We start from the raw sequence: 20,859 nt of genomic DNA, 5'->3' as shown, positions 1-20,859 counted from the left end.
CCTCGAAGATGGAGATCTTCGGGGAGCGAACGATCACTGAAGGAAACTGAGCAGGATCGCGGGTGAACCATTCCGCTGCATAGGCGCAAGGGCCTAAAGGACTTATTGGCACCCGTGATCCACTCGGGTCTGAGGCTCGGATAGAATTCCAGGCGTAGTGGCCTAGTAGAGTTGTCGAGCACAGGGCCCATTGCTCAGTCCCTCCAGCGATCACTTGTCTAACCCAAAGGTACACGGACATGAGACACTGGATCGGCATTGATGTGAGCAAGGCGACCTTGGATGTGGCCTTGCTGGACGAACAAGGCAAGGTCACCGCCGAAGAGAAGGTGGCCAACACGGAGAAGGGACTACGCAGCATGTGGAAGCGCTGGACCAAGATGTACGGGCTGAAGAAGGACCAATGCCTGGTGTGCCTGGAGCCCACCGGCCATTACTCGCATCTTCCGCTGGAGACACTCGTGCGGTTGGAGGTTCCCACCTGGCTTGCGCACCCCACGGACATCATCAAGAGCATCGGCACCACGCGTGGCAAGAACGACCGCATCGATGCACTTCGGATCGCGGATTACGCACGCCGCTTCCACGACAAGGCCAGGCTTGTAACCGCCGATCACCTGCGCACCAACAAGCTCAAGCAACTGCTCGCCCGGCGTGAGAATCTGGTGCGTCGCAAGACCATGCACCACACCCAGATCCGCAACCTGGACCATTGCGTGGACCAGTCGTTGCGCGCGGCCTTCACACGCATCGACAAGGCGCAGATCACCGCGCTCGACAAGTCGATCAAGCAGATCGAGACCATGATCAAAGAGGGTGATCGCGGCTGAGCCAGAGCACCAGCGCATCTACGATCTGCTCTTGTCCATCGATGGCGTTGGCCCCGTGTTGGCAGCGCATCTGCTGGCACTCACCGAGGGCTTCCTGCGCTTCAAGACCGCGCGCGAGCTGGCCTGCCACGCCGGGGTGGCACCCTTCGAGTACAGCTCCGGCTCCAGCATCCGAGGCAAAACGCGCGTCTCCAAACAAGCGCAGCCCACTTTGAAGTACCTGCTGCACATGGCGGCTGTGGGATGCACGGCACGCAAAGGCGAATTGCAGGACTACTGGAAGCGCAAGGTGGCCGAAGGCAAGCACAAGATGAGCGTGCTCAACGCCATCCGCAACAAGCTCATCCACCGCATCTGCGCCGTGATCGAACGGGGTACGCCATTCGTGCGCAGAACGGAACCGGCCGCTGCGTAGACTTGTGCGTCGGGCCGAAACGGAAGCAGGCTCTGCTGAGGAGCAACCTGCCAGGGATAGGTCCGATGTACGACAGGCATAACATGGGTCGAGGGCATCAAAAGCTCTTGACCCATGCCTGGAGTTCCTCATGCCTGAAAAAAAACCTGCCCATTGGCTTGCTCAGGTCATAGAATAAGTCCTCGCTCGTTCCTCGCTCCGGGCTTTCCGCTCATGTCCCTCACGCGGCTCCCTGGACCAACAGTCGGGTAAAGCCCTGCACCTCCAATTTCCCAACTCTTAACAATATGCAATTCAATCGTGAACAAAGCATTCGTTTCATTTGTAACCATTACGAACGCAACGGTCATGCCCACCTCCTCCCTTGGCTACTGGTGTTCCATCGCGGCGCACCAATACTTCGCCCGGCTACAGGAAAAGCTGGCGCACCTGGACATCACGCACTGGTTCTACGTGCTGTTGACCATCGAGGAGGCGGAAGGCAAGCTGAGCCAGCAGGAATTGGCCGACCGCCTGAACCTGGACAAGGTGGCGATGACGCGCGCGCTGGACCACCTGGGCGAGAAGGGCTACGTGGAGCGTTGCGATTGCGAAGGCGACCGCCGCAAGTACCTGATCAAGCTGACGCCCAAGGCGCGCCCTGCGGTGAAGGCGATCCGCAAGGCCTACGAGGAACTGAACGAGGAGGCGATGAAGGGCCTGAAGAAGGCGGACCGCACCGTGTTCCTGGAACAACTGATGATGACGGTAAAGAACCTGCGTGGCGAGAACCCACCTGCCGTGGTGACCACCAAACGCGTGAATGCATGATGCGCACAACGACGATCGGATTGGCCGTTCCCTTGCTGCTTGCAGCGTGTGGTGGAAGTGAAGAGCAAGCGGCGGGGGGCGGACCAATGCCGCCGATGGCCGTGCAGGTGCATGTGCTGAAAGGCGAGCCGCTGGACAATGCGATCACCACCACCGGCACGTTGATGGCGAACGAGGAGGTGGAACTGGTGAGCGAACTCGCCGGACGTATCACGCAGATCGGTTTCGAGGAGGGCGGCAGCGTGGGCGCCGGGCAGGTGCTGGTGCGCATCAACGACGATGAGCTACAAGCGCAATTGCGCAAGGCAGAGGCCAACCTGAAACTGGCCACCGACGACGAGGGCCGCAAGAAGCAATTGCTGGCGGTGAGCGGCATCAGTCAGGAGCAATACGATGCGTCTCAAGCGGCCTTGGCGGGTCTGCAAGCGGATGCCGACGACCTGCGCGCGCGCATCGCGAAGAGCACCATCCGCGCGCCGTTCAGCGGCAAGGTGGGCCTGCGCAGTGTGAGTGAAGGCGGCTACGTGGCGAGCAACACCATCATCGCTCGATTGCAGCAAACGGACCCGATGAAGATCGAGTTCGCGGTGCCGGAGCGTTATGGTCGCACCATGAGGCCGGGTGCCGCGATCACCTTCACACTGGAGGGCGATACCGCGACCTATGCTGGCGCCGTGTACGCCGTGGACCCCAGCGTGGATGCCGCCACGCGCACCGTGAAGGTCCGTGCCCGCAGCGCGAACAAGGACGGCAGGCTGATCCCCGGCGCCTTCGCGAAAGTGGATGTGCGCTTGGAACGCATCAACGACGCACTGGTGATCCCCGCCGAAGCGCTGATCCCCGACATCCAAGGACAGAAAGTGCTCCTGATGAAAGGCGGCAAGGCCGTGAGCGCGCGGGTGCAACTCGGCAACCGTTCAGCGAACAGCGTGCAACTGACCAGCGGCGTGCAAGCCGGTGATTCCGTGATCGTGACCGGTCTGCTGGCCTTGCGCGATGGTGCCGCCGTGCGGGCGTTGACAAGACAAGCAGAGACCAAAGAAGTGAATGGCGAATAGTGAATGGCGAATAGTTGCACCATGAACCCCATTCACCAATTCCCATTCACCATTCACCCTGAGCTGCGCCGTTCATGAACATCAGCTCCGTCAGCATCAACCGCCCGGTGCTCGCATCGGTGATCTCGATCCTGATCGTGCTCTTCGGCGCCATCGGGTTCGGGTTCCTCGGCGTGCGCGAATACCCGAGCGTTGATCCGCCGATCATCACGGTCACCACCAACTACGTGGGCGCAAACGCGGACATCATCGAGAGCCAGATCACCGAGGTGCTGGAGGAGAGCATCAATGGCATCGCGGGTATCCGCACGCTCACCAGCGTGAGCAGCGATGGTCGCAGCACCATCACCGTGGAGTTCGAGCTGGACGTGGACCTGGAGGCCGCCGCCAACGACGTGCGCGACCGCGTGAGCCGCAGTTTGCGCAACCTGCCGCTGGATGTGGACCCGCCCATCGTGGCGAAGAGCGATGCGGACAGCAACCCCATCGTGTCGATGACCATCCAGAGCGATCAGCGCAACTTGCTGGAGCTTTCGCAGATCGCGAACGATGTGTTCAAGGAGCGCCTGCAGACGATCCCCGGTGTAAGCGCCATCAACATCTGGGGCGACAAGAAGTACAGCATGAAGCTGCTGCTGGAGCCGCTGAAGATGGCCGGGTTCAACGTGACGCCCGTGGACGTGCGCAACGCGCTGAACCGCGAGAACGTGGAGCTGCCCAGCGGACGCATCGAAGGCTTCAACACCGAACTCAGCATCCGCACGCTCGGTCGCCTCACCACCGCAGAGGAGTTCAACAACCTCATCATCCGCGATGACGGCGGCCCCGTGGTGCGCCTGAAGGACATCGGCAACGCCGAACTACGACCGGAGAACGAACGCTCGCTCCTGCGCGGAAACGGCGGCGTGGCGCAAGTGGCCGTGGCCATCACCCCACTGCCCGGGAGCAACTACGTGGCCATCGTGGACGAGTTCTACCAACGCGTGGAACAGATCAAGAAGGACCTGCCTTCGGACCTCCGTTACAACGTCGCGCTCGACACGACCATCGGCATCCGCAAGGCCATCCTCGAAGTTGAGGAAACCATCCTCATCGCCTTCGGGCTGGTGGTGCTCATCATCTTCATCTTCCTGCGCAACTGGCGCACCACCTTGATCCCGGTGCTGGCGATCCCGATCTCGCTCATCGGCTCGTTCTTCATCATGTACGTGTCGGGCTTCAGCATCAACATCCTCACGCTGCTGGCCATCGTGCTCTCCACCGGCATCGTGGTGGACGATGCGATCGTGGTGCTGGAGAACATCTACGCCAAGATCGAAGGCGGCATGGACCCGATGAAGGCGGGTCACGAAGGATCGAAGGAGATCACCTTCGCCATCATCAGCACCACCGTCACGCTGGCGGCGGTGTTCCTGCCCATCATCTTCCTCAGCGGCTTGACCGGTCGCCTGTTCCGCGAGTTCGGTGTGGTGGTGGCGGGCTCGGTGATCATCAGTGCGGTGGTCTCGCTCACGCTCACACCCATGATGAGCGCACGCTGGCTGAAGCGCAAGGACAAGCACAGCCGCTTCTTCGAAGTGACCGAACGCTGGTTCAATGGTCTCGCCAGCGCGTACGAACGTTCGCTCGGATCGTTCATGCGGCGCCGATGGCTCGTGTTCCCTGTGATCATCGTTAGCCTGGGTCTCACCGTGCTCGCGTTCTTCAACCTGCAAAGCGAACTCGCACCGGCCGAGGACAAGAGCCGCTTCATGGTGCAGAGCACCGCGCCGGAAGGCACCAGCTTCGAGCTGATGAACGCCTACCTCGCGGACATCATCGGTGTGGTGGACACCATGCCCGAGCGCCAGGCGTTGATCAGCGTAACGGCGCCCGGCTTCGGCACGGCATCGTCTACCAACAACGGCTTCGTGCGGGTCACGCTCGTGCAACCGGAAGAGCGCACCAAGACCCAGGATGAACTGGCCAAGGATGTGATGAGGAAAGTGCAGCGCTTCAACCTGGCGAAGAGCATCGTGATCCAGGAGCCTACGATCGGTGGCAGCCGTTTCGTTTCGTTGCCTGTGCAGTACGTGATACAAGCACCGGACTTCGAGCGGCTGCGCGCGATCATCCCCAAGTTCATGGAGAAGGCCGCGGCCGACAAGACCTTCCGCGTCACCGACCTCAACCTGAAGTTCAACAAGCCGGAGATCAACGTGGAGATCGACCGCGACCGCGCGCGCGCCATGGGCGTGAGCATGCAGGACATCGCCGAGACCTTGCAGCTCTACTTCAGCGGCCAGCGCTACGGCTACTTCATCACGCAGGGCAAACAGTACCAGGTGATCGGTCAGGCCACGCGCGACAACCGCGACGCGCCCGTCGACCTGAAGAGCGCGTACGTCCGGAACGACAAGGGCGAACTGATCCAGCTGGACAACCTCGTGCGCATGAGCGACCGCAGCACGCCGCCGCAGCTCTTCCGCTACAACCGTTACGTGAGCGCCACCGTGATGGCCGATCCGGCCGAAGGCTACACCATCGGCGACGGCATCGAAGCCATGGACCGCATCGCGAAAGAAGTCCTGGACGACAGCTTCAGCACCTCGCTCGCCGGTGTGAGCAAGGAGTTCGCCGAGAGCGGAAGCAGTGTGCTCTTCGCGCTGTTGCTCGCGCTGGTCCTCGTGTTCCTCATCCTCGCCGCGCAGTTCGAAAGCTGGCTGGATCCCTTGGTGGTGATGTTCACCGTACCGCTCGCGCTCGCCGGTGCGTTGATCAGCCTCTGGATCGGCGGCCACACGCTCAACATCTTCTCGCAGATCGGCGGCATCGTGCTCATCGGCCTCGTCACCAAGAACGGCATCCTCATCGTGGAGTTCGCGAACCAGCGCAAAGAGCAAGGGCTGAAGAAGCTGGAAGCGGTCGTTGATGCTGCCGGCCAGCGCTTCCGCCCGATACTCATGACCAGTCTCGCCACGGTGCTGGGCGTGCTGCCCATTGCGTTGGGTCTTGGTGCTGCCGCGAAGAGCCGGGTGCCCATGGGTGTTGCCATCATCGGTGGGCTGCTGTTCGCGTTGATCTTGACACTGTATGTGGTGCCGGCGTTGTACAGCTACATGTCACGCGAAGTGGAACCAGTTGATACCGACCGTAGCGTCGACCCACCGGGTCGACCGGAGGAGGGTACAAAACCCGCGCACGCATGAGAACGCTACTGGCCTTCTTGTTCCTATTGCCTTCGCTGATCATTCCAGCACAGGTACTCACCGCCGAAGAAGCCGTGGGTATCGCTGTGGAGCAGAACCACGGTGTCCGTCTGGCGCACCTCGATGCCAAGAGCGCCGAGCTGCTGAACAGCGCGGAGAACGCGGGCATGCTGCCCACGGTGGATGCCGTCGGGCAGTACAGCATCGACAACAGCAGCACGAAGCAGACCTTCTTCAGCGGGGAAACACGCGAAGCTGACAATGCCGACCAGCGTGTGCTGGATGCCGCCGTGCAACTGAACTGGACCGTCTTCAATGGCCTGGCGATGTTCGCGACAAAGGACAGGCTCGAAGCGTTGGAGCTGATCGGTCAGACTCAACTGAAACAGCAGATCGAGGCCACGACCTACAACGTGCTCGCCGCTTACTACCAGCTCGTGCAGGTGCGCAAAGCCATCGGTGTGCAGCGCGAAGGCGTGCGGATCAGCAGCGAACGCCTGAGCATCACCGAGACCGGCGCGCGCATCGGCAGCGCCAGCGGATTGAACCTGGTGCAGGCCCGCCTCGACCTCAGCACCGACAGCGCCCTCGTACTCGACCTGCACGTGCAGGAAGCCGTGACCGCTTCACGGCTCAACGCGCTCATGGGCCGCGATCCATCCACGCCGGTGGAAGTCGCTGCGGAAGTGCCGGGTACTGAACCGCTGGACCTTGCACAGATCCAGCAAGCCGCACGTCAAGCGAACAGTACACTGCAACAGACCCGTCAACAACAGATCGCGGCGGACCTCAGCGTGAAGGAACTGCGCGGTGCGCTCCTTCCACAGGTGGACATCTTCGCGAACTACAGCTACACCAAGAGCACTAGTGCAGTGGGCATCCTGCAAAGCAACCAGGCGCTCGGTCCGGATTACGGCGCGCGCTTGAGCATCCCGTTGTTCCGCGGCTTCCAGGCGCGCAGTGCGATGGAAGTGGCCAAATTGAGCCGCGAGCAGGCCGCGCTCACCACCCAACAGGCGGAACTCAATTTGGAGGAGAGCATCCTTAACGCGTGGACGACCTACACCACTGCCAACCAGCGCGTGGCCCTGGAAGAGCAGAACCTCACCGGTGCGCGCACGCAGAGCGATGTGGCACTGGAGAGCTATCGCATCGGCTCCATCTCCGCCGTGGAGTTGCGCGATGTGCAGCTTGGTCTGGTGAATGCTGAACAGCGCTTGCTGGTGGCGCGCTACGAGGCGAAGCTGGCGGAGCTGCAACTGAAGTGGCTGGCAGGAAGGTTGGTGTGAACGGGGACCAGATCAACATCACGAACGAACAACTGAACATGGCACACATCGCCCTCATCAGCGCCAGCGTGCGCACCGGTCGTAAGAGCCACCGCGTGGCCCTTCATCTCCAACGCACCATCGAGCAGAGCGGCCACACCGTGGATATGCTCGATCTGCTCGCGTTCAACTTCCCGCTCTTCGATGAGCGCATCAAGAACATGAAGGAACCGGCCGCTAGCGTTGTCGATTTCGCGGAGCGCATCCGCAAGGCCGATGGCGTGGTGATCGTAACCCCCGAGTACAACGGGAGCGCACCCGCCAGCCTGAAGAACGTGCTGGACCTGCTCACCGACGATTGGGCCAAGAAGCCCATCGCCATCAGCACCGTGAGCGGTGGTGCCTTCGGCGGCATGCAGTGCATCACCTCGCTCGTGTTCGCCCTCTGGAAGATCAAAGGCTGGGTGGTGCCCGCCATGCTGCCCGTGCCCAAGGTGCAGGAAGCCTTCGGTGAGGACGGCACGCCCGCCGACCCCGAGGGATGGGCCAAGCGCACCAAGGCCTTCATGGATGAGCTACTGTGGGCCATTGAGGCCAAGAAGAGGATGCAGGCCTGACCCGACCGGGATCGTTGAACCTTTTCCTCTCGTGCACGTCCCAACCGGTAAGAACTTCCACATGCTTAGACTTTCCACGTTCATCTTCGGGCTCTGTGCGCTACAGCTATCCGCTCAACCGGACAGCATCCTCGTGGGTGGCCTCCAACGCACATACACCGTGCGATTGCCTTCGGTGTACGACGGATCGGCCCAATTGCCGTTGGTGATCGCCATGCACGGCGGTTTCGGCAGCGGCCCACAGCTGGAAACGCAATCGCTGTTGAGCGACAAGGCCGAGCAGGAAGGCTTCATCGTGGTGTACCCAGATGGCGTGGCCAGTCCGCTCAACATCCGCACCTGGAACGCGGGCGGGTGCTGCGGCTACGCCATGAACAACAACGTGGACGATGTCGGCTTCATCGATGCGCTGCTCGATACCCTAATTACCGAGCTGGCCATCGACACCCTGCGCATCTACGCCACCGGGATGAGCAACGGCGGCTTCATGAGCTACCGGCTGGCGTGCGAACTGAGCGAACGCCTAGCGGCCATTGCACCCGTGAGCGCAAGTATGACCATCGACGCGTGCCAGCCCGCGCGCTCCGTGCCCGTCATCGGCATCCACTCCTACCTGGACGAAAGCGTGCCCTACCTGGGCGGCATCGGCAACGGCGTGAGCAACCACTACAACTCGCCGCAGGACAGCGTGCAAACGGCCTTCGCGCTGCACGCCAATTGCGCCGTGCTGAACGACACCGTGCTGGACAATACCGACCTTACCGTGGTGCGCTGGCACCAATGCGATTGCCAGCAGGAAGTGCTGCTGTACATGACCCACGACGGCGGCCACAGCTGGCCGGGCGGCGCGCAGACCGGCATCGGCGACCCGCCCTCGCAGGTGGCGAACGCCAACGACCTCATGTGGGACTTCTTCCAGCAGCACACGCTGGCGTGCGGCACGCTCTCCGTGGCACCCACGGCCGCTGTGCAGCGTCCGGTGCTGTACCCGCAACCGGCCTCCGATGCCGTCACCGTTTCCGGGCGGGGCATCACCGGTGTGGCCATCTTCGACCTGTCGGGGCGCAAAGTGCTCGCGGTGCACATGGCGCCCAGCAACACAACCACACTGGACCTGGCACTATTGCCGCGCGGCAGCTACGTGGTGTGCATCGCGGACGAAAGTGGCGCCCGGTCCACGTTGAAGATGGTCCTCAACTGAGCTCACTCATACCTCAACGCCTTCACCGGATCGGCGACGGCGGCGCGGTAGGCCTGCACGGTAACGGTGAGCACGGTAACCAACAGCGTGAGCAGCAGCGCAGCGGCGTAGAGCACCGGTGAGATGGTGGTGTGGTACGCGAAGGTTTCCAGCCAGCGGCCAATGGCGTAGAAGGCGAGCGGGAACGCCACCAGCAGCGCCAGCCCCAGCAGCACCACGAACTCGGTGTTCAGGCGCCGCACAATGTCCAGCACCGGTGCGCCCATCACGCGGCGTATGCCGATCTCGCGCGTGCGTTGCCGTGCCGTGAAGTAGGCCAGACCGTAGAGTCCCATCACCGTGAGCAGGATGGTGAGCACGGCGAAGGCGGAGAACACGCGGAAGAGCTTGTCCTCGGCCTGGTAGAGCTCGGCTATGCTGGCATCCAGGAAAGTCGCGTCCCATTGCGCGTTCGGCTGCAGCGCCTTGAAGCGGCCTTCCAGCGTCTTCAGCTGCGCTTGCACATCGCCGGGGGCCAGGCGCAGCAGCAGGTTGTTCACGCCGTAGCGCGGGTTGCCCTGGAAGATGGCGATGGGCTCGATGGGCGTGTGCAAGCTGGTGTAGTGGAAGTCCTTCACCACCCCGATGATCTTCAGTTCCTGGTCCACGCTGTCCCCGGGCACGTAAAGCTTTTCGTTCAGCGGGTCCGTCCACCCGAAGGCCTTCACCAGGGCTTCGTTCACGATGATGCTGCCGTCCTGGTCGGTGGGGATCTTCGGATCGAAGGTGCGCCCTTGCGTGAACTCCATGCCGATGAGCGCGGGGTAGTCGGCATCGCAGCTCATGGCCGGCAGCGGCTTGTCGATGTTGCCTTGCGGGCCTTTGGCGCGCAGCACCCAGCGTTGGGTGCCGCCGCCCGGCGTGTTGTCGGCGAACGACGCGGCCGTTACGAAGCTCTCGCGCATGAGCTCGGTCTTCATGGGCCGTAGGGCGTCCCACTTCAGGGTGTCTTCCGGATGCGGCGATGGCATCTTCACCAGCAGCACGTTCTCCTTGCGCAGGCCCATGTCGTTGGTGCGCAGCCAATGCAACTGCGCGAACACGGCCAGCGTGCCCACCACCATGAAGAGCGCAATGCCGAACTGCGCGGCCATGAGCACTTTGCGCACGCGCCCCTTCCCTGCCCCACCGGCCACGCCTTCCTTCAGCAGCAGCTGCGGCGCGAAACGGCTGAGGAAGAACGCCGGGTAGCTGCCGGCGAGCACGCCGATGGCCAGCACGATGAGCATCACCACGCCCGCGAAACCGCCGCTGAGCACGTGGCCCATGCCGATCTCCTTCCCGCTCAGTTCGTTGAACACGGGCAAGGCCAGCTTCAGCAGAACCAACGCCACCACAATGCCCAGCACTGCAATGAGCACGCTGCCGCCGATGAACTGCACCACCAGTTGCCCGCGCTGCGCACCGCTGACTTTCCGCAAGGCCACCTCCTTGGCGCGGCGCGTGGCATCGGCCGTGCTCATGTTGATGTAGTTGATGCACGCAATGGCCAGGATGAGCACCGCCACGATGCTGAGCAAGGTGACGTACGCGCGGTTGCCCTTCCTGGGCGTGTCGTAGATGAGGTCGTTGTTGAAGTGCACATCCTTCAGCGGTTCCAGGTTGAAGCGCATTGTGCCCTTGAAGCCCGCGTCCTGTTGCCAGAATGGCAGGATGTACTTCTTCATGAAGGCGTCCATCTTGGGCTGGAAGGTCTCGGCCGTGCTGCCCGGCGCCAGCACCAGGTAGCCGTAGCTGCTCACCTGGCCCCAACCGCTCATGAGTTGCTCGCGCGCCTGCGGCGGCATGCCCAGCAGACTTAGGAAGCAACCCGGCACGATGTGCGTGTTGTACGCCTTCTCGTCGATGACGCCCGCCACCTTCAGGGTGCGGCCGTTGCGTTCCACCAACTTGCCCAAGGGCTCCTCGGCGCCGAACATCTCGTTGGCCAGGCGCTGCGTTATCACCAGGTTGTCCGGCTCGTCCAGCGCGTGCGGCCCGCCGCTCAGCCAGTGGTAGTCGAAGGTGCGGAAGAAGGCCGTGTCGGCGTAGTAGCCATCGTCCTCAATGAAGTTCTGGCCCTTGTAGTTGAAGCTGCACTTGTTGAGGGTGTAGAGCCAGCTGCCGCTCTCGATCTCCGGGTACTCCTGCAGCAGCGTGGGCACCATGGCGAACTGCGTGAGGCCGAAGTCGTCGCTCTGGTCGCCGAAGTTGAAGTGCGACTGGATGCGGTAGGTACGGTCGCTCTTGGCGTGGTGCGCATCGAAGCTCAGTTCATCCTGCACGTAGATGTAGATGAGCATGCAGGCCACCACACCGATGGCCAGGCCGATGATGTTGAGGGCCGTGAAGAGCTTGTCGCGCTTGAGCGTGCGCCAAGCGATGAGGAGGTAGTTGCGGAACATGGGGTGCGCCAAGGTGGCCAAGCCAAGGACCCGCCGTAAGAGCAGGGTGCGTTGGCGTTGGGGTTGTGATGGATGGTTGGGGGCTGCGCCCGACGAAAGTCCTACGTCCGCCTGTTCGCCAGCAGCAACCGCGCTATGCTCATCCGTGGAGCCCGACTTCAAAGACCTGTTCCATGTCGCCCACCAATGTTGTGTTCCAGTTTCTGTCCCATCGAAGAGGTAACGTATGGGGCTACGATTTCCCGCTTGCGTGTTCCATTGGACAAAAAGTCGACGGCTATGTCGCAATCGCCCGAGATGCTTATCCAGACGGTCCGGCTTTCCCCAACCTCCAATTCGTCGATGTGCTCGGCCTCGCATCCCTCGATGCTGATGTCAGTAATGGGCGTGTTCGTCATATTGGTGAACGTGATCCGCATCGTATCCAGCAGTGTCACCACCAACAGCATGTACCCGACCGCAACAGGGATGTTCAATAGCATCAGTCCGCAAGTGATCAGCAGCTTCTTCTCCGTCCTCGCTTTGGATGCCTTTACCAGCAGCGCGGTCAGAACAGCGACGTTGACCAGTGCTGCCACAACGATGAACCAATAACCCGCGATGAGCAGTTCGCTTGATGAAGTCCAGTAGTAAAGCGCGACAATGATCGTTCCCATCAGGAACGACATCAGGGCTGTCCCCCGTCCGAGTTTTATGCACTGCTCAACTGTCAAGGCGCGTGTGATCCACCTCAAATATGTGGCTTCCCTGAACGTCGCCCGCCTACATCACGTCCGCCTGTTCGCCAGCAGCACGGGCGCCTGCCCATCGAAGGGATTGTCCATGCGGCCTATGCTGCGCGCCTCCATGCCGCTGGCGCGCATCACGGTGCGGTCGCCGAAGCGCTGGCGGATCTTGTCCATGGCTTGGTAGAGGTTCATGGCCTCCTGGGTATCGGTGAAAGCATCCATTTGGTGGCCGCCGCCCACCAGGTGGCTGAAGCGCACCCCGATGAGGCGGATGCGTTGGCGCCGGTCATAGAGTTTCCTGAAGAGCTCATGCACCAGCGGCAGGATGATGTGATCGCAGGCCGTGTAGCCGATGCGCTGTTGCTGCGTGTGCGTTTCGAAATCGGCGTAGCGCACCTTCACGGCCACGCAGCTGGTGAGCTTTTGTCCCTTGCGCAGTTGGAAGGCGAGGCTCTCGGCCATGGCGGTGAGCATGCCGCGCAGCTTCACCACATCGATGGTGTCGCGCTCGAAGGTGCGCTCCGTGCTGATGCTCTTGCGCTCGTGCCACGCGATCACGGGGCTGTCGTCGATGCCGTTGGCCTTGCGCCACAGCACGGGGCCGTGCTCGCCCAGCACCCGTTGCATCAGGTCGATGGGCAGCTCCTGCATGGTGTGGATCTTCATCACGCCCATGCTGCGCAGCAGGTGCGCGGTCTTCTCGCCCACGCCGGGGATGGCCTCGATCGCCATCGGCGCGAGGAAGGGCTTCTCGGTGCCGCGTTCCACCTGCCTGAAGTTGTTCGGCTTCGCGGTATTGGTGGCCACCTTGCTCACCGTTTTGTTGATGCTCAGCCCGAAGCTGTTGGGCAGGCCCGTTTCCTTGCTGATGTACTGGCGCAGTTCGGTGGCCAGCTTCAGCGCGCCGAAGAATTTCTCGGTGCCGGTGAAGTCCACGTAGAACTCGTCCACGCTCGTCTTCTCGAACAGCGGCACCTTGCTGCGGATGATCTCCGTCACCTCGTCGCTCTTCTTCATGTACTCGCCGCTGTTGCCGCGCAGGATGATGGCCTCCGGACAGAGCTGCTTGGCCATGCGCATGGGCATGGCGCTGCGGATGCCGAAGGCGCGTGCCTCGTAGCTGCAACTGGCCACCACGCCGCGGTCGCTGTCGGCGCCGATCATCACGGGCTTGCCCTTCAGTTCCGGGCGGGCGATGCACTCCACGCTCACGAAGAAGCTGTCGAGATCGAGATGGAGGATGTTGCGTTGGTCGAGGGCGTTCATGGGCGGCGGACGGGTTTTCCGTCGATCCGTGGGCCTAGAAAGTAGCGCGGGCGAGCATTGTCTCCACGATCGAAGTTCATCCCCCATGGAAACTGCCCCCTTCCTAGGTACCTTTGCGGGCCGGAACGGTTCGCTTAGAATCATTCCACACAAGCCAATGATCAAGGTCAGCGAGAACGCCAAGAGCGAGGTCACCAAACTACTTGGCACGGAAGGACGTGGGCCCCAACACTTTGTACGCGTAGGCGTGAAAGGCGGAGGTTGCTCCGGCCTCATGTACGACCTCGTGTTCGACGACCAAATGAAAGACGGCGACAAGGTCTTCGAGGACAACGGGGTGAAGGTGGTGGTGGACAAGAAGAGCCTGCTGTACCTGCTGGGCACCACCCTCGATTTCAGTGGCGGCCTCAACGGCAAGGGCTTCCAGTTCGTGAACCCCAATGCTTCACGTACCTGTGGGTGCGGGGAGAGCTTCAGCATCTGAAGAACACCAAGAGAAATGGATACCGCAAAGAGCGCAAAGGGAAATGCACAGGGTGGCTGGGCCTCTTTGCGTCCTTCGCGCCCTTTGCAGTATGAACTCTGAGCCATGGCCCAGGACACCGACGATATCCTCCGCGAGGTCACCTCGAAAGAGTATGCCTACGGCTTCGTCACGGACATCGAGAGCGAGAAGGCGGCGAAAGGGCTGAACGAGGACATCGTGCGCTTCATCAGCAAGAAGAAGGAGGAGCCGGAGTGGATGCTGGAGTGGCGGCTCGAGGCCTTCCGCCTGTGGCAGAAGATGGAAGAGCCCTCGTGGGCACATGTGCACTACCCGAAGATCGATTACCAGAACGCTTACTACTACAGCGCGCCGAAGAAGAAGCCCACGCTCAACAGCCTCGACGAAGCGGATCCCGAGCTGATCAAGACCTTCGAGAAGCTGGGCATCAGCATGGAGGAGCAGAAGCGCCTCGCTGGTGTGGCCGTGGACATCGTGTTCGACAGCGTGAGCGTGAAGACCACGTTCCAAGCGACGCTGAAGGAGAAGGGCATCATCTTCTGCTCGTTCAGTGATGCGGTGAAGGAGCATCCCGAGCTGATCAAGAAGTACCTCGGCACCGTCGTTCCCCGCACGGACAACTACTTCGCTGCGCTCAACAGCGCGGTCTTCAGCGACGGCAGCTTCTGCTACATCCCGCCGGGTGTGCGCTGCCCGATGGAACTCAGCACCTACTTCCGGATCAACGAGGCCATGACCGGCCAGTTCGAGCGCACCCTGCTGATCGCCGATGAAGGCGCGTACGTGAGCTACCTCGAAGGCTGCACCGCACCGATCCGCGACGAGCACCAACTGCACGCCGCTGTTGTTGAACTCGTTGCGTTGAAGGATGCGGAGATCAAGTACAGCACCGTCCAGAACTGGTATCCCGGCGACAAGGAAGGCAAGGGCGGCATCTACAACTTCGTAACGAAGCGCGGCATGTGCCTCGGCGATCGCAGCAAGATCAGCTGGACGCAGGTGGAGACGGGCAGCGCGATAACTTGGAAGTATCCGAGCTGTGTGCTGAAAGGCGATCACAGCACCGGCGAGTTCTACAGTGTTGCCGTAACGAACAACCGCCAGCAAGCCGACACGGGCACCAAGATGACCCACATCGGCAAGGGCACGAAGAGCACGATCGTGAGCAAGGGCATCAGCGCGGGTTTTTCCAACAATAGCTACCGGGGCTTGGTGAAGATCGGCAAGGGCGCAAAAGGCGCGCGCAACTTCAGCCAGTGCGATTCATTGCTGCTCGGCGATCGCTGCGGCGCGCACACCTTCCCGTACATCGAGAGCGAGAACCCCAGCGCCATGGTGGAGCACGAAGCCACCACGAGCAAGATCGGAGAGGACCAGATCTTCTACCTCAACCAACGGGGCATCGAAACGGAAAAGGCCGTAAGCCTCATCGTGAACGGCTACTGCAAGGAGGTGCTCAACCAGCTACCGATGGAATTCGCGGTGGAAGCGCAGAAGTTGCTGGCAGTGTCGCTTGAGGGAAGCGTTGGATGATCCGCCCTCTCCTCTGCGTATCCGCTTTCGTTGGCCTTGCCCTGTCTTGCACTCCACCCAAAGATGATGACCCGACACCGGTTCTCGTGTCGGCCTACAACGAGGGCACGTTCAGTATCCGGATGTTCGAACTGAAAGTGGACTCCACATTTCGGTACGAGCGACATATGGCTGGTACGAACTATGACACTCGTGGTTCATGGTGCGTCGTGAACGATACGTTCGTCCTGCATGCGAAGGACGATCCGGAATACACTTATGGGCGCATCGTTGTCCAGGATCCGCTGCCAGTGTTCATCTGGGATCCGAGGGATTCGGCTTTGTTGGACATGGCGAACCCAGCATGCCGACTGCTCGTTCATGACCCACCGGAGAACATCGATTTCCGGGTCAACCGCCGTTGATCCGACGTCGAAGTCCAACTGCCGTAGTGTTCAGCGCCCCGCAGGCCTTATCAACGGCACCAGCACCCTCGCGTACCGGACCAGCTTTCCCTGCGGGCGAAGGAGCCCTACTTCTTCTTGGTCGCCGGCTTAGCCGCCTTCTTCGGCGCAGCCTTCTTGTCCGCAGGCTTCACCGCCTTCACCACCTTCTTCACCACAGCGCTCACGGCCTTCTTCACCGGACCTGCTTGTGGCTTGGCCACTTTGGCGGGGGCGGGAGCAGGCGGTGGTGGCGGCGCCAAAGGGCCTGTTTGTCCTTTCGCCAGGCGCTTGATGTACAGTTCGATGGCGCCCGTCATGCTCGGCGCTTCGGGCAGTGGTGCTTCGATGTCGAGGCGCAGGCCTGCATCGCGCACAGCCTTCACCGTCGTGGGACCGAACGCGGCGATGATGGTGCCGTTCTGCGTGAAGTCGGGGAAGTTCTTCTTCAGGCTTTCGATACCGGCCGGGCTGAAGAACACGAGCATGTCGTACTTCACTTCCTTCAGGTCCCGGAGGTCGGCGGCCACCGTGCGGTAAATGACGGCCTTGGTGTAAGCGATACCCGCCTTGTCCAGCAGTTCTGGGATCTCCTGCTTCTGGATGTCGGTGCACGGCACGAGGAACTTCTCGTCGCGGTGCTTTTTGATCACGTCCATCAGATCGCCGAACGTCTGCTTGCCGATGAACACCTTGCGCTTGCGGTACACGATGTACTTCTGCACGTAGTAGGCGACGCTCTCGCTCACGCAGAAATACTTCATCATCTCGGGCACGTTCACGCGCACCTCCTTGGCGATGCGGAAGAAGTGGTCCACCGCATTGCGGCTGGTGAAGATCACCGCGCTGTGGTCGAGGATGTTCACTCGGTCCTGCCTGAAATCCTGGCCCGCGATAGGCTCGATCTTGATGAAGGGACGGAAGTCGATCTTCACGTTGGCCTTCTTCGACAGATCATGGTACGGCGACTTTTCGCCCACTGGTTCCGGCTGGGTGACAAGGATGGTCTTGATCTTCAAGCGGGGCGCGTCTTAAACAGGTTCAGGGATCGAGCGGGCGTGTTGCGCGATGGCTTGTGCCGCCAAAGCGGCAGGTAGGATTTCGAGGGCGCAAATGTAAATTAAGATGGCACGGAGACCCACCCCCTGGGCCAGGCCGATGACGGCAGCCCTGAACCATCGGTAAACCACCATGATCACCAGGATGCCGGCACCCACCAGCAGCGCACCGTTGCGTGCCGCTGGCAAGTAGGCGGCCACAATGCTCACCGGAAGCAGCAACAGTGCAAACGCGATGAACAGCAACAGGCAGGTGTAGAGGTACTCGCCCAGCCCCTGATCCATGACGAAAAACCAGCCGGTGAGGCGGATGAGCAGGAGTTGCGCTGCGGTGATACAGACCACGCCACCCAACACGATAAGGAACGCGGACCAGCCCGAAGCCACACCGCTCCATGCCGTCCATTGGTGCACGAAGAGGCCCACCAATAACATGGCCGCCACTTGCAAGGCGATCCAACCGCGGTCGCGCAGGCTGATGTCGTCGCGCATGGTCTGCTGGCCGAGCCGCAAGCGTTTTACGCTGTCCCATAGAACTGCCCACTTCTTGTGGTCCCGCACGTTGGTCCAGGCCAGCACCACAAGGACCCCGAGGAGCACCAGACCGGTCCAGCCCTCGCTCATGACGTCGTGCGTTCGTAGCACCGGCTCCATTTGAGCCGCGAAACTAGGCGGGGTGCCCGCGGAAGCACTGCGCTACTTTCGCCGCGCTTTCAACAGAACCATGAGCACCGCCACCGCCACCAAGAAGAGTTCCGCCACCGACCAGTTCCAAGCCCACGACCACTACTTGGTGGACGAGCTGCTCACGGAAGAACAGAAGCTGATCCGCGACACGGCACGCCAGCACGTGAGCAAGCACCTGAAGCCGATCATCGAGGAGCGGTTCGAGAAGGCGGAGTTCAGCAAGGACATCATTCCCGGCTTGGCGGAGATCGGGGCGTTCGGTCCCTTCGTGCCGGAGGAATACGGCGGTCCGGGATTGGACCAGATCAGCTACGGCTTGATCATGCAGGAGATCGAACGCTGCGACAGCGGTTTGCGCAGCCTGTGCAGTGTGCAGGGTTCGCTGGCCATGTACCCCATCTGGAAATACGGCAGCGAAGAGCAGAAGAAGAAATGGCTGCCCGACATGGTGCAGGGCAAGAAGATCGGATGCTTCGGCCTCACCGAACCCGATCACGGCAGCAATCCGGGCGGCATGGTCACCACGTTCCAGGACAAGGGCGACCACTACCTGCTGAACGGTGCCAAGATGTGGATCAGCAACTCTCCCTTCGCCGACCTCGCCATCGTGTGGGCGAAAGCGGAGAACACCGAAGGGCGCATCCACGGCCTCATTGTGGAGCGCGGCATGGAAGGCTTCACCACGCCCACCACGCACGGCAAGCTTTCGCTGCGCGCCAGTCCCACGGGCGAGCTGGTGTTCGACAACGTGAAGGTGCCCAAGGCCAACCTGCTGCCGAACAAGAGCGGCCTCGGCGCGCCGCTCGGCTGCCTCGACAGTGCGCGCTACGGCATTGCCTGGGGAACGCTCGGCGTGGCCATGGAGTGCTACGACACGGCATTGCGGTACAGCAAACAGCGCGTGCAGTTCGGCAAACCCATCGGTGGTTTCCAGCTCACGCAGAAGAAGCTCGCCGAGATGATCACGGAGATCACCAAGGCGCAACTGCTCACGTGGCGCTTGGGCGTGCTGCGCAGCGAAGGCCGCGCCACCACGCAGCAGATCAGCATGGCCAAGCGCAACAACGTGCACCTGGCGCTCACCGTGGCCCGCGAGGCACGGCAGATCCTCGGCGGCATGGGCATCACCAACGAGTACCCCATCATGCGCCACATGATGAACCTGGAAAGCGTGGTGACCTACGAAGGCACGCACGACATTCACTTGCTCATCACGGGCGCGGAGGTGACGGGACTGGCGGCGTTCAAGTAGGTCCTGAATGGACAACCTCGCTCTGGTTCGTCGCTTTGCCTGTCCACATTGCACGCAAGCCCTACTTGCAATGGAGTGCGCCGCATGCAAACGGGGCTTCATCATTTGCGCGAGCAATGTTCGCGGGGAGCCGAGAACGTACGAGGACGTGGCCTATATCGCGCCTCTTCCCGTTGAGTTTGTCGCGAAGTCGACTTCTGTCTGCATTCCGGAAAAGGGCTGGGAGCCATCAACGCCGGACTGCGTCAACGGACATGCGCAGCCTGTCACACCGAGTGCCTTTCCTCTGTAGGTCTCTAATGAAGGTCGTTCTTGGGGTGCAGCACCCGCGATCCTGAGCCAAAGGCTAGTCAACTACTCCCTGGCCTACATTTGAGCACCATGCGCAACATCCAGTTCACCGCACACATAGAGCGCGACCCCGAAACAGGGTTGTACATCGGCATGGTTCCGAGCATCCCCGGTGCGCATACGCAAGCGAAGAGCTTGGACGACCTGCAGGTCAACCTGAAGGAAGTAGTGGAACTCTGTTTGGAAGAGATGAGCGAGGACGAGATCAAAGCCCTCCCTGAGTTCATCGGTCTTCAGTCGTTCTCCATCGCAGTATGAGCAAATTGCCCATCGTTGATGCGCGGACATTTGAGCGCATCCTGCTCAAGTGGGGCTTCGTTATTGTCCGTCAGAAAGGAAGCCATGTCTTCTATCGACATCCGGATGGGCGATACACCACCATTCCACACCACAAAGGGCAGGACATCTCTCGACCACTGATCCGGAAAATCCTGAACGAGATCCAGGCGACACCGGAAGAGTTTGTTGCCGCACTCAACGGCTGACCAGTTCGGCTTCACCCTTTTTCACACGTCTCTGGGGCACGCGACGCTGTTCCACCCGGTAGCTTCGTCCTCCTCAACAAAAACTCCTGTTGCCATGATCGCCAAACTGCTTCTTCCCATCGGTGCCGCTGCCTTGCTGGCCGCCGCCCCGCACGAGATCGTTACCCTTTCCGTTGGTGCCTCGCTCCCACTGCCCGACCAAGCCATGCAGGACGTGAGCGGCAAAGAGGTGACCCTGAAACAAGCCGCGGGCGCCAATGGCCTGCTCGTCATCTTCAGCTGCAACACCTGTCCTTTCGTGGTGGGCAGCGATGGCAGCGAAGGCTGGCAGAACCGCTACCCAGCGCTCGCCACGTTGAGCAAGAAGAACGATGTGGGCTTCATCCTCGTGAACAGCAACGAAGCCAAGCGCGCAGGCGATGACAGCTTCGATAAGATGAAGGAGCACTACACCGCCAACAACTACAAGGGCCTGTATGTGGTGGACAAGGACCACAAGGTGGCCGACGCGTTCGGTGCACGCACCACGCCGCACGTTTTCCTCTTCGACAAGAACATGAAACTCGTTTACACCGGCGCCATCGACGACAACGTGGGCAGTGCCGCAGCAGTGAAAGAGCATTGGCTCGATCGCGCCGTTGAGAACATGGCGGCCGGCAAACCGATCGATCCGCCCACCACGCGCAACCAAGGCTGCAGCATCAAGCGCGTGGCGCACACGCACTGATCGTTCGCAGCGATCTTCCACGAAGCCCTTTGTCA

At 61.3% G+C, this 20,859-nt stretch carries 20 protein-coding genes; 15 read left to right on the top strand and 5 right to left on the bottom strand.

Annotation, left to right across the window (positions count from 1 at the left end; all coding sequences use genetic code 11):
* The first annotated feature begins 239 nt into the window (after positions 1 to 239).
* The 8 genes from IPJ76_08900 to IPJ76_08865 all read left to right on the top strand — a co-directional run bounded on the left by IPJ76_08900 (position 240) and on the right by IPJ76_08865 (position 9,387).
* Positions 240 to 830: a transposase gene (locus IPJ76_08900; protein QQR88310.1), complete on the top strand. Its 591-nt coding sequence runs from the start codon at positions 240 to 242 to the stop codon at positions 828 to 830.
* Positions 817 to 1,245: an IS110 family transposase gene (locus IPJ76_08895; protein QQR88309.1), complete on the top strand. Its 429-nt coding sequence runs from the start codon at positions 817 to 819 to the stop codon at positions 1,243 to 1,245. Before IPJ76_08900 ends, IPJ76_08895 begins: the two co-directional genes overlap by 14 nt.
* 348 nt (positions 1,246 to 1,593) lie before the next feature.
* Positions 1,594 to 2,055, top strand: a complete 462-nt coding sequence (locus tag IPJ76_08890; protein ID QQR88308.1) for a MarR family transcriptional regulator — start codon at positions 1,594 to 1,596, stop codon at positions 2,053 to 2,055.
* Complete coding sequence (locus IPJ76_08885; GenBank protein ID QQR88307.1) at positions 2,052 to 3,113, top strand: efflux RND transporter periplasmic adaptor subunit; 1,062 nt, start codon at positions 2,052 to 2,054, stop codon at positions 3,111 to 3,113. Before IPJ76_08890 ends, IPJ76_08885 begins: the two co-directional genes overlap by 4 nt.
* Before the next feature lie 74 nt (positions 3,114 to 3,187).
* On the top strand, positions 3,188 to 6,301 hold the full coding sequence (locus IPJ76_08880) for an efflux RND transporter permease subunit (protein ID QQR88306.1): 3,114 nt from the start codon (positions 3,188 to 3,190) through the stop codon (positions 6,299 to 6,301).
* Positions 6,298 to 7,590: a TolC family protein gene (locus IPJ76_08875; protein QQR88305.1), complete on the top strand. Its 1,293-nt coding sequence runs from the start codon at positions 6,298 to 6,300 to the stop codon at positions 7,588 to 7,590. The genes IPJ76_08880 and IPJ76_08875 overlap by 4 nt, the downstream gene beginning before the upstream one ends.
* Positions 7,591 to 7,628: 38 nt before the next feature.
* Positions 7,629 to 8,186, top strand: a complete 558-nt coding sequence (locus IPJ76_08870; protein QQR88304.1) for an NAD(P)H-dependent oxidoreductase — start codon at positions 7,629 to 7,631, stop codon at positions 8,184 to 8,186.
* A 61-nt stretch (positions 8,187 to 8,247) separates the two neighbouring features.
* Positions 8,248 to 9,387 (top strand): T9SS type A sorting domain-containing protein, encoded by a 1,140-nt coding sequence (locus IPJ76_08865; protein QQR88303.1) that lies wholly within the window; start codon positions 8,248 to 8,250, stop codon positions 9,385 to 9,387.
* 2 nt (positions 9,388 to 9,389) lie between these two features.
* Here IPJ76_08865 and IPJ76_08860 read toward each other — a convergent pair whose 3' ends face one another.
* The 3 genes from IPJ76_08860 to dinB all read right to left on the bottom strand — a co-directional run bounded on the left by IPJ76_08860 (position 9,390) and on the right by dinB (position 13,804).
* Positions 9,390 to 11,810, bottom strand: coding sequence for an ABC transporter permease (locus IPJ76_08860; GenBank protein QQR88302.1), 2,421 nt, complete (start codon positions 11,808 to 11,810; stop codon positions 9,390 to 9,392).
* 158 nt (positions 11,811 to 11,968) lie between these two features.
* Positions 11,969 to 12,466, bottom strand: a complete 498-nt coding sequence (locus tag IPJ76_08855; protein ID QQR88301.1) for a hypothetical protein — start codon at positions 12,464 to 12,466, stop codon at positions 11,969 to 11,971.
* Positions 12,467 to 12,577: 111 nt separating this feature from the next.
* Entirely contained in the window at positions 12,578 to 13,804 is a 1,227-nt protein-coding gene (dinB, locus tag IPJ76_08850; protein QQR88300.1) for a DNA polymerase IV, read from the bottom strand.
* 157 nt (positions 13,805 to 13,961) lie between these two features.
* Between dinB and IPJ76_08845 the strand changes: the two genes are divergently transcribed.
* The 3 genes from IPJ76_08845 (at position 13,962) to IPJ76_08835 (ending at position 16,246) form a co-directional block, all read left to right on the top strand.
* Positions 13,962 to 14,288 (top strand): iron-sulfur cluster assembly accessory protein, encoded by a 327-nt coding sequence (locus tag IPJ76_08845; GenBank protein QQR88299.1) that lies wholly within the window; start codon positions 13,962 to 13,964, stop codon positions 14,286 to 14,288.
* A gap of 105 nt (positions 14,289 to 14,393) precedes the next feature.
* Complete coding sequence (sufB, locus tag IPJ76_08840; GenBank protein QQR88298.1) at positions 14,394 to 15,842, top strand: Fe-S cluster assembly protein SufB; 1,449 nt, start codon at positions 14,394 to 14,396, stop codon at positions 15,840 to 15,842.
* A gap of 209 nt (positions 15,843 to 16,051) precedes the next feature.
* A complete protein-coding gene (locus tag IPJ76_08835; GenBank protein QQR88297.1) occupies positions 16,052 to 16,246 on the top strand; it encodes a hypothetical protein in 195 nt (64 codons plus the stop codon).
* A 107-nt stretch (positions 16,247 to 16,353) separates the two neighbouring features.
* On the opposite strand, the gene IPJ76_08830 is transcribed toward IPJ76_08835, so the two are convergent.
* Positions 16,354 to 17,283 carry a uroporphyrinogen-III synthase gene (locus IPJ76_08830; protein QQR88296.1) on the bottom strand — a complete coding sequence of 310 codons (930 nt, stop codon included), beginning with the start codon at positions 17,281 to 17,283 and terminating at the stop codon, positions 16,354 to 16,356.
* Positions 17,284 to 17,295: 12 nt separating this feature from the next.
* The gene (locus IPJ76_08825; protein QQR88295.1) at positions 17,296 to 17,946 is read right to left on the bottom strand and encodes a DUF4271 domain-containing protein; all 651 of its coding nucleotides are present in this window, start codon (positions 17,944 to 17,946) and stop codon (positions 17,296 to 17,298) included.
* 100 nt (positions 17,947 to 18,046) lie between these two features.
* Here IPJ76_08825 and IPJ76_08820 point away from each other — a divergent pair, with 100 nt between their 5' ends.
* The 4 genes from IPJ76_08820 (at position 18,047) to IPJ76_08805 (ending at position 20,824) form a co-directional block, all read left to right on the top strand.
* On the top strand, positions 18,047 to 19,261 hold the full coding sequence (locus tag IPJ76_08820) for an acyl-CoA dehydrogenase family protein (GenBank protein ID QQR88294.1): 1,215 nt from the start codon (positions 18,047 to 18,049) through the stop codon (positions 19,259 to 19,261).
* 381 nt (positions 19,262 to 19,642) lie between these two features.
* Positions 19,643 to 19,870: a type II toxin-antitoxin system HicB family antitoxin gene (locus IPJ76_08815; protein QQR88293.1), complete on the top strand. Its 228-nt coding sequence runs from the start codon at positions 19,643 to 19,645 to the stop codon at positions 19,868 to 19,870.
* Positions 19,867 to 20,097, top strand: a complete 231-nt coding sequence (locus tag IPJ76_08810; GenBank protein ID QQR88292.1) for a type II toxin-antitoxin system HicA family toxin — start codon at positions 19,867 to 19,869, stop codon at positions 20,095 to 20,097. The genes IPJ76_08815 and IPJ76_08810 overlap by 4 nt, the downstream gene beginning before the upstream one ends.
* A 97-nt stretch (positions 20,098 to 20,194) precedes the next feature.
* Positions 20,195 to 20,824 carry a redoxin family protein gene (locus IPJ76_08805; protein ID QQR88431.1) on the top strand — a complete coding sequence of 210 codons (630 nt, stop codon included), beginning with the start codon at positions 20,195 to 20,197 and terminating at the stop codon, positions 20,822 to 20,824.
* Positions 20,825 to 20,859 lie beyond the last annotated feature (35 nt).

The sequence above is a fragment of the Flavobacteriales bacterium genome, assembly GCA_016699575.1.
Taxonomy (GTDB): Bacteria; Bacteroidota; Bacteroidia; order Flavobacteriales_F; family PHOS-HE28; genus PHOS-HE28.
The sequence above is the reverse complement of the archived record's forward strand: the minus strand, read 5'-3'. Positions and strand labels throughout refer to the sequence as shown.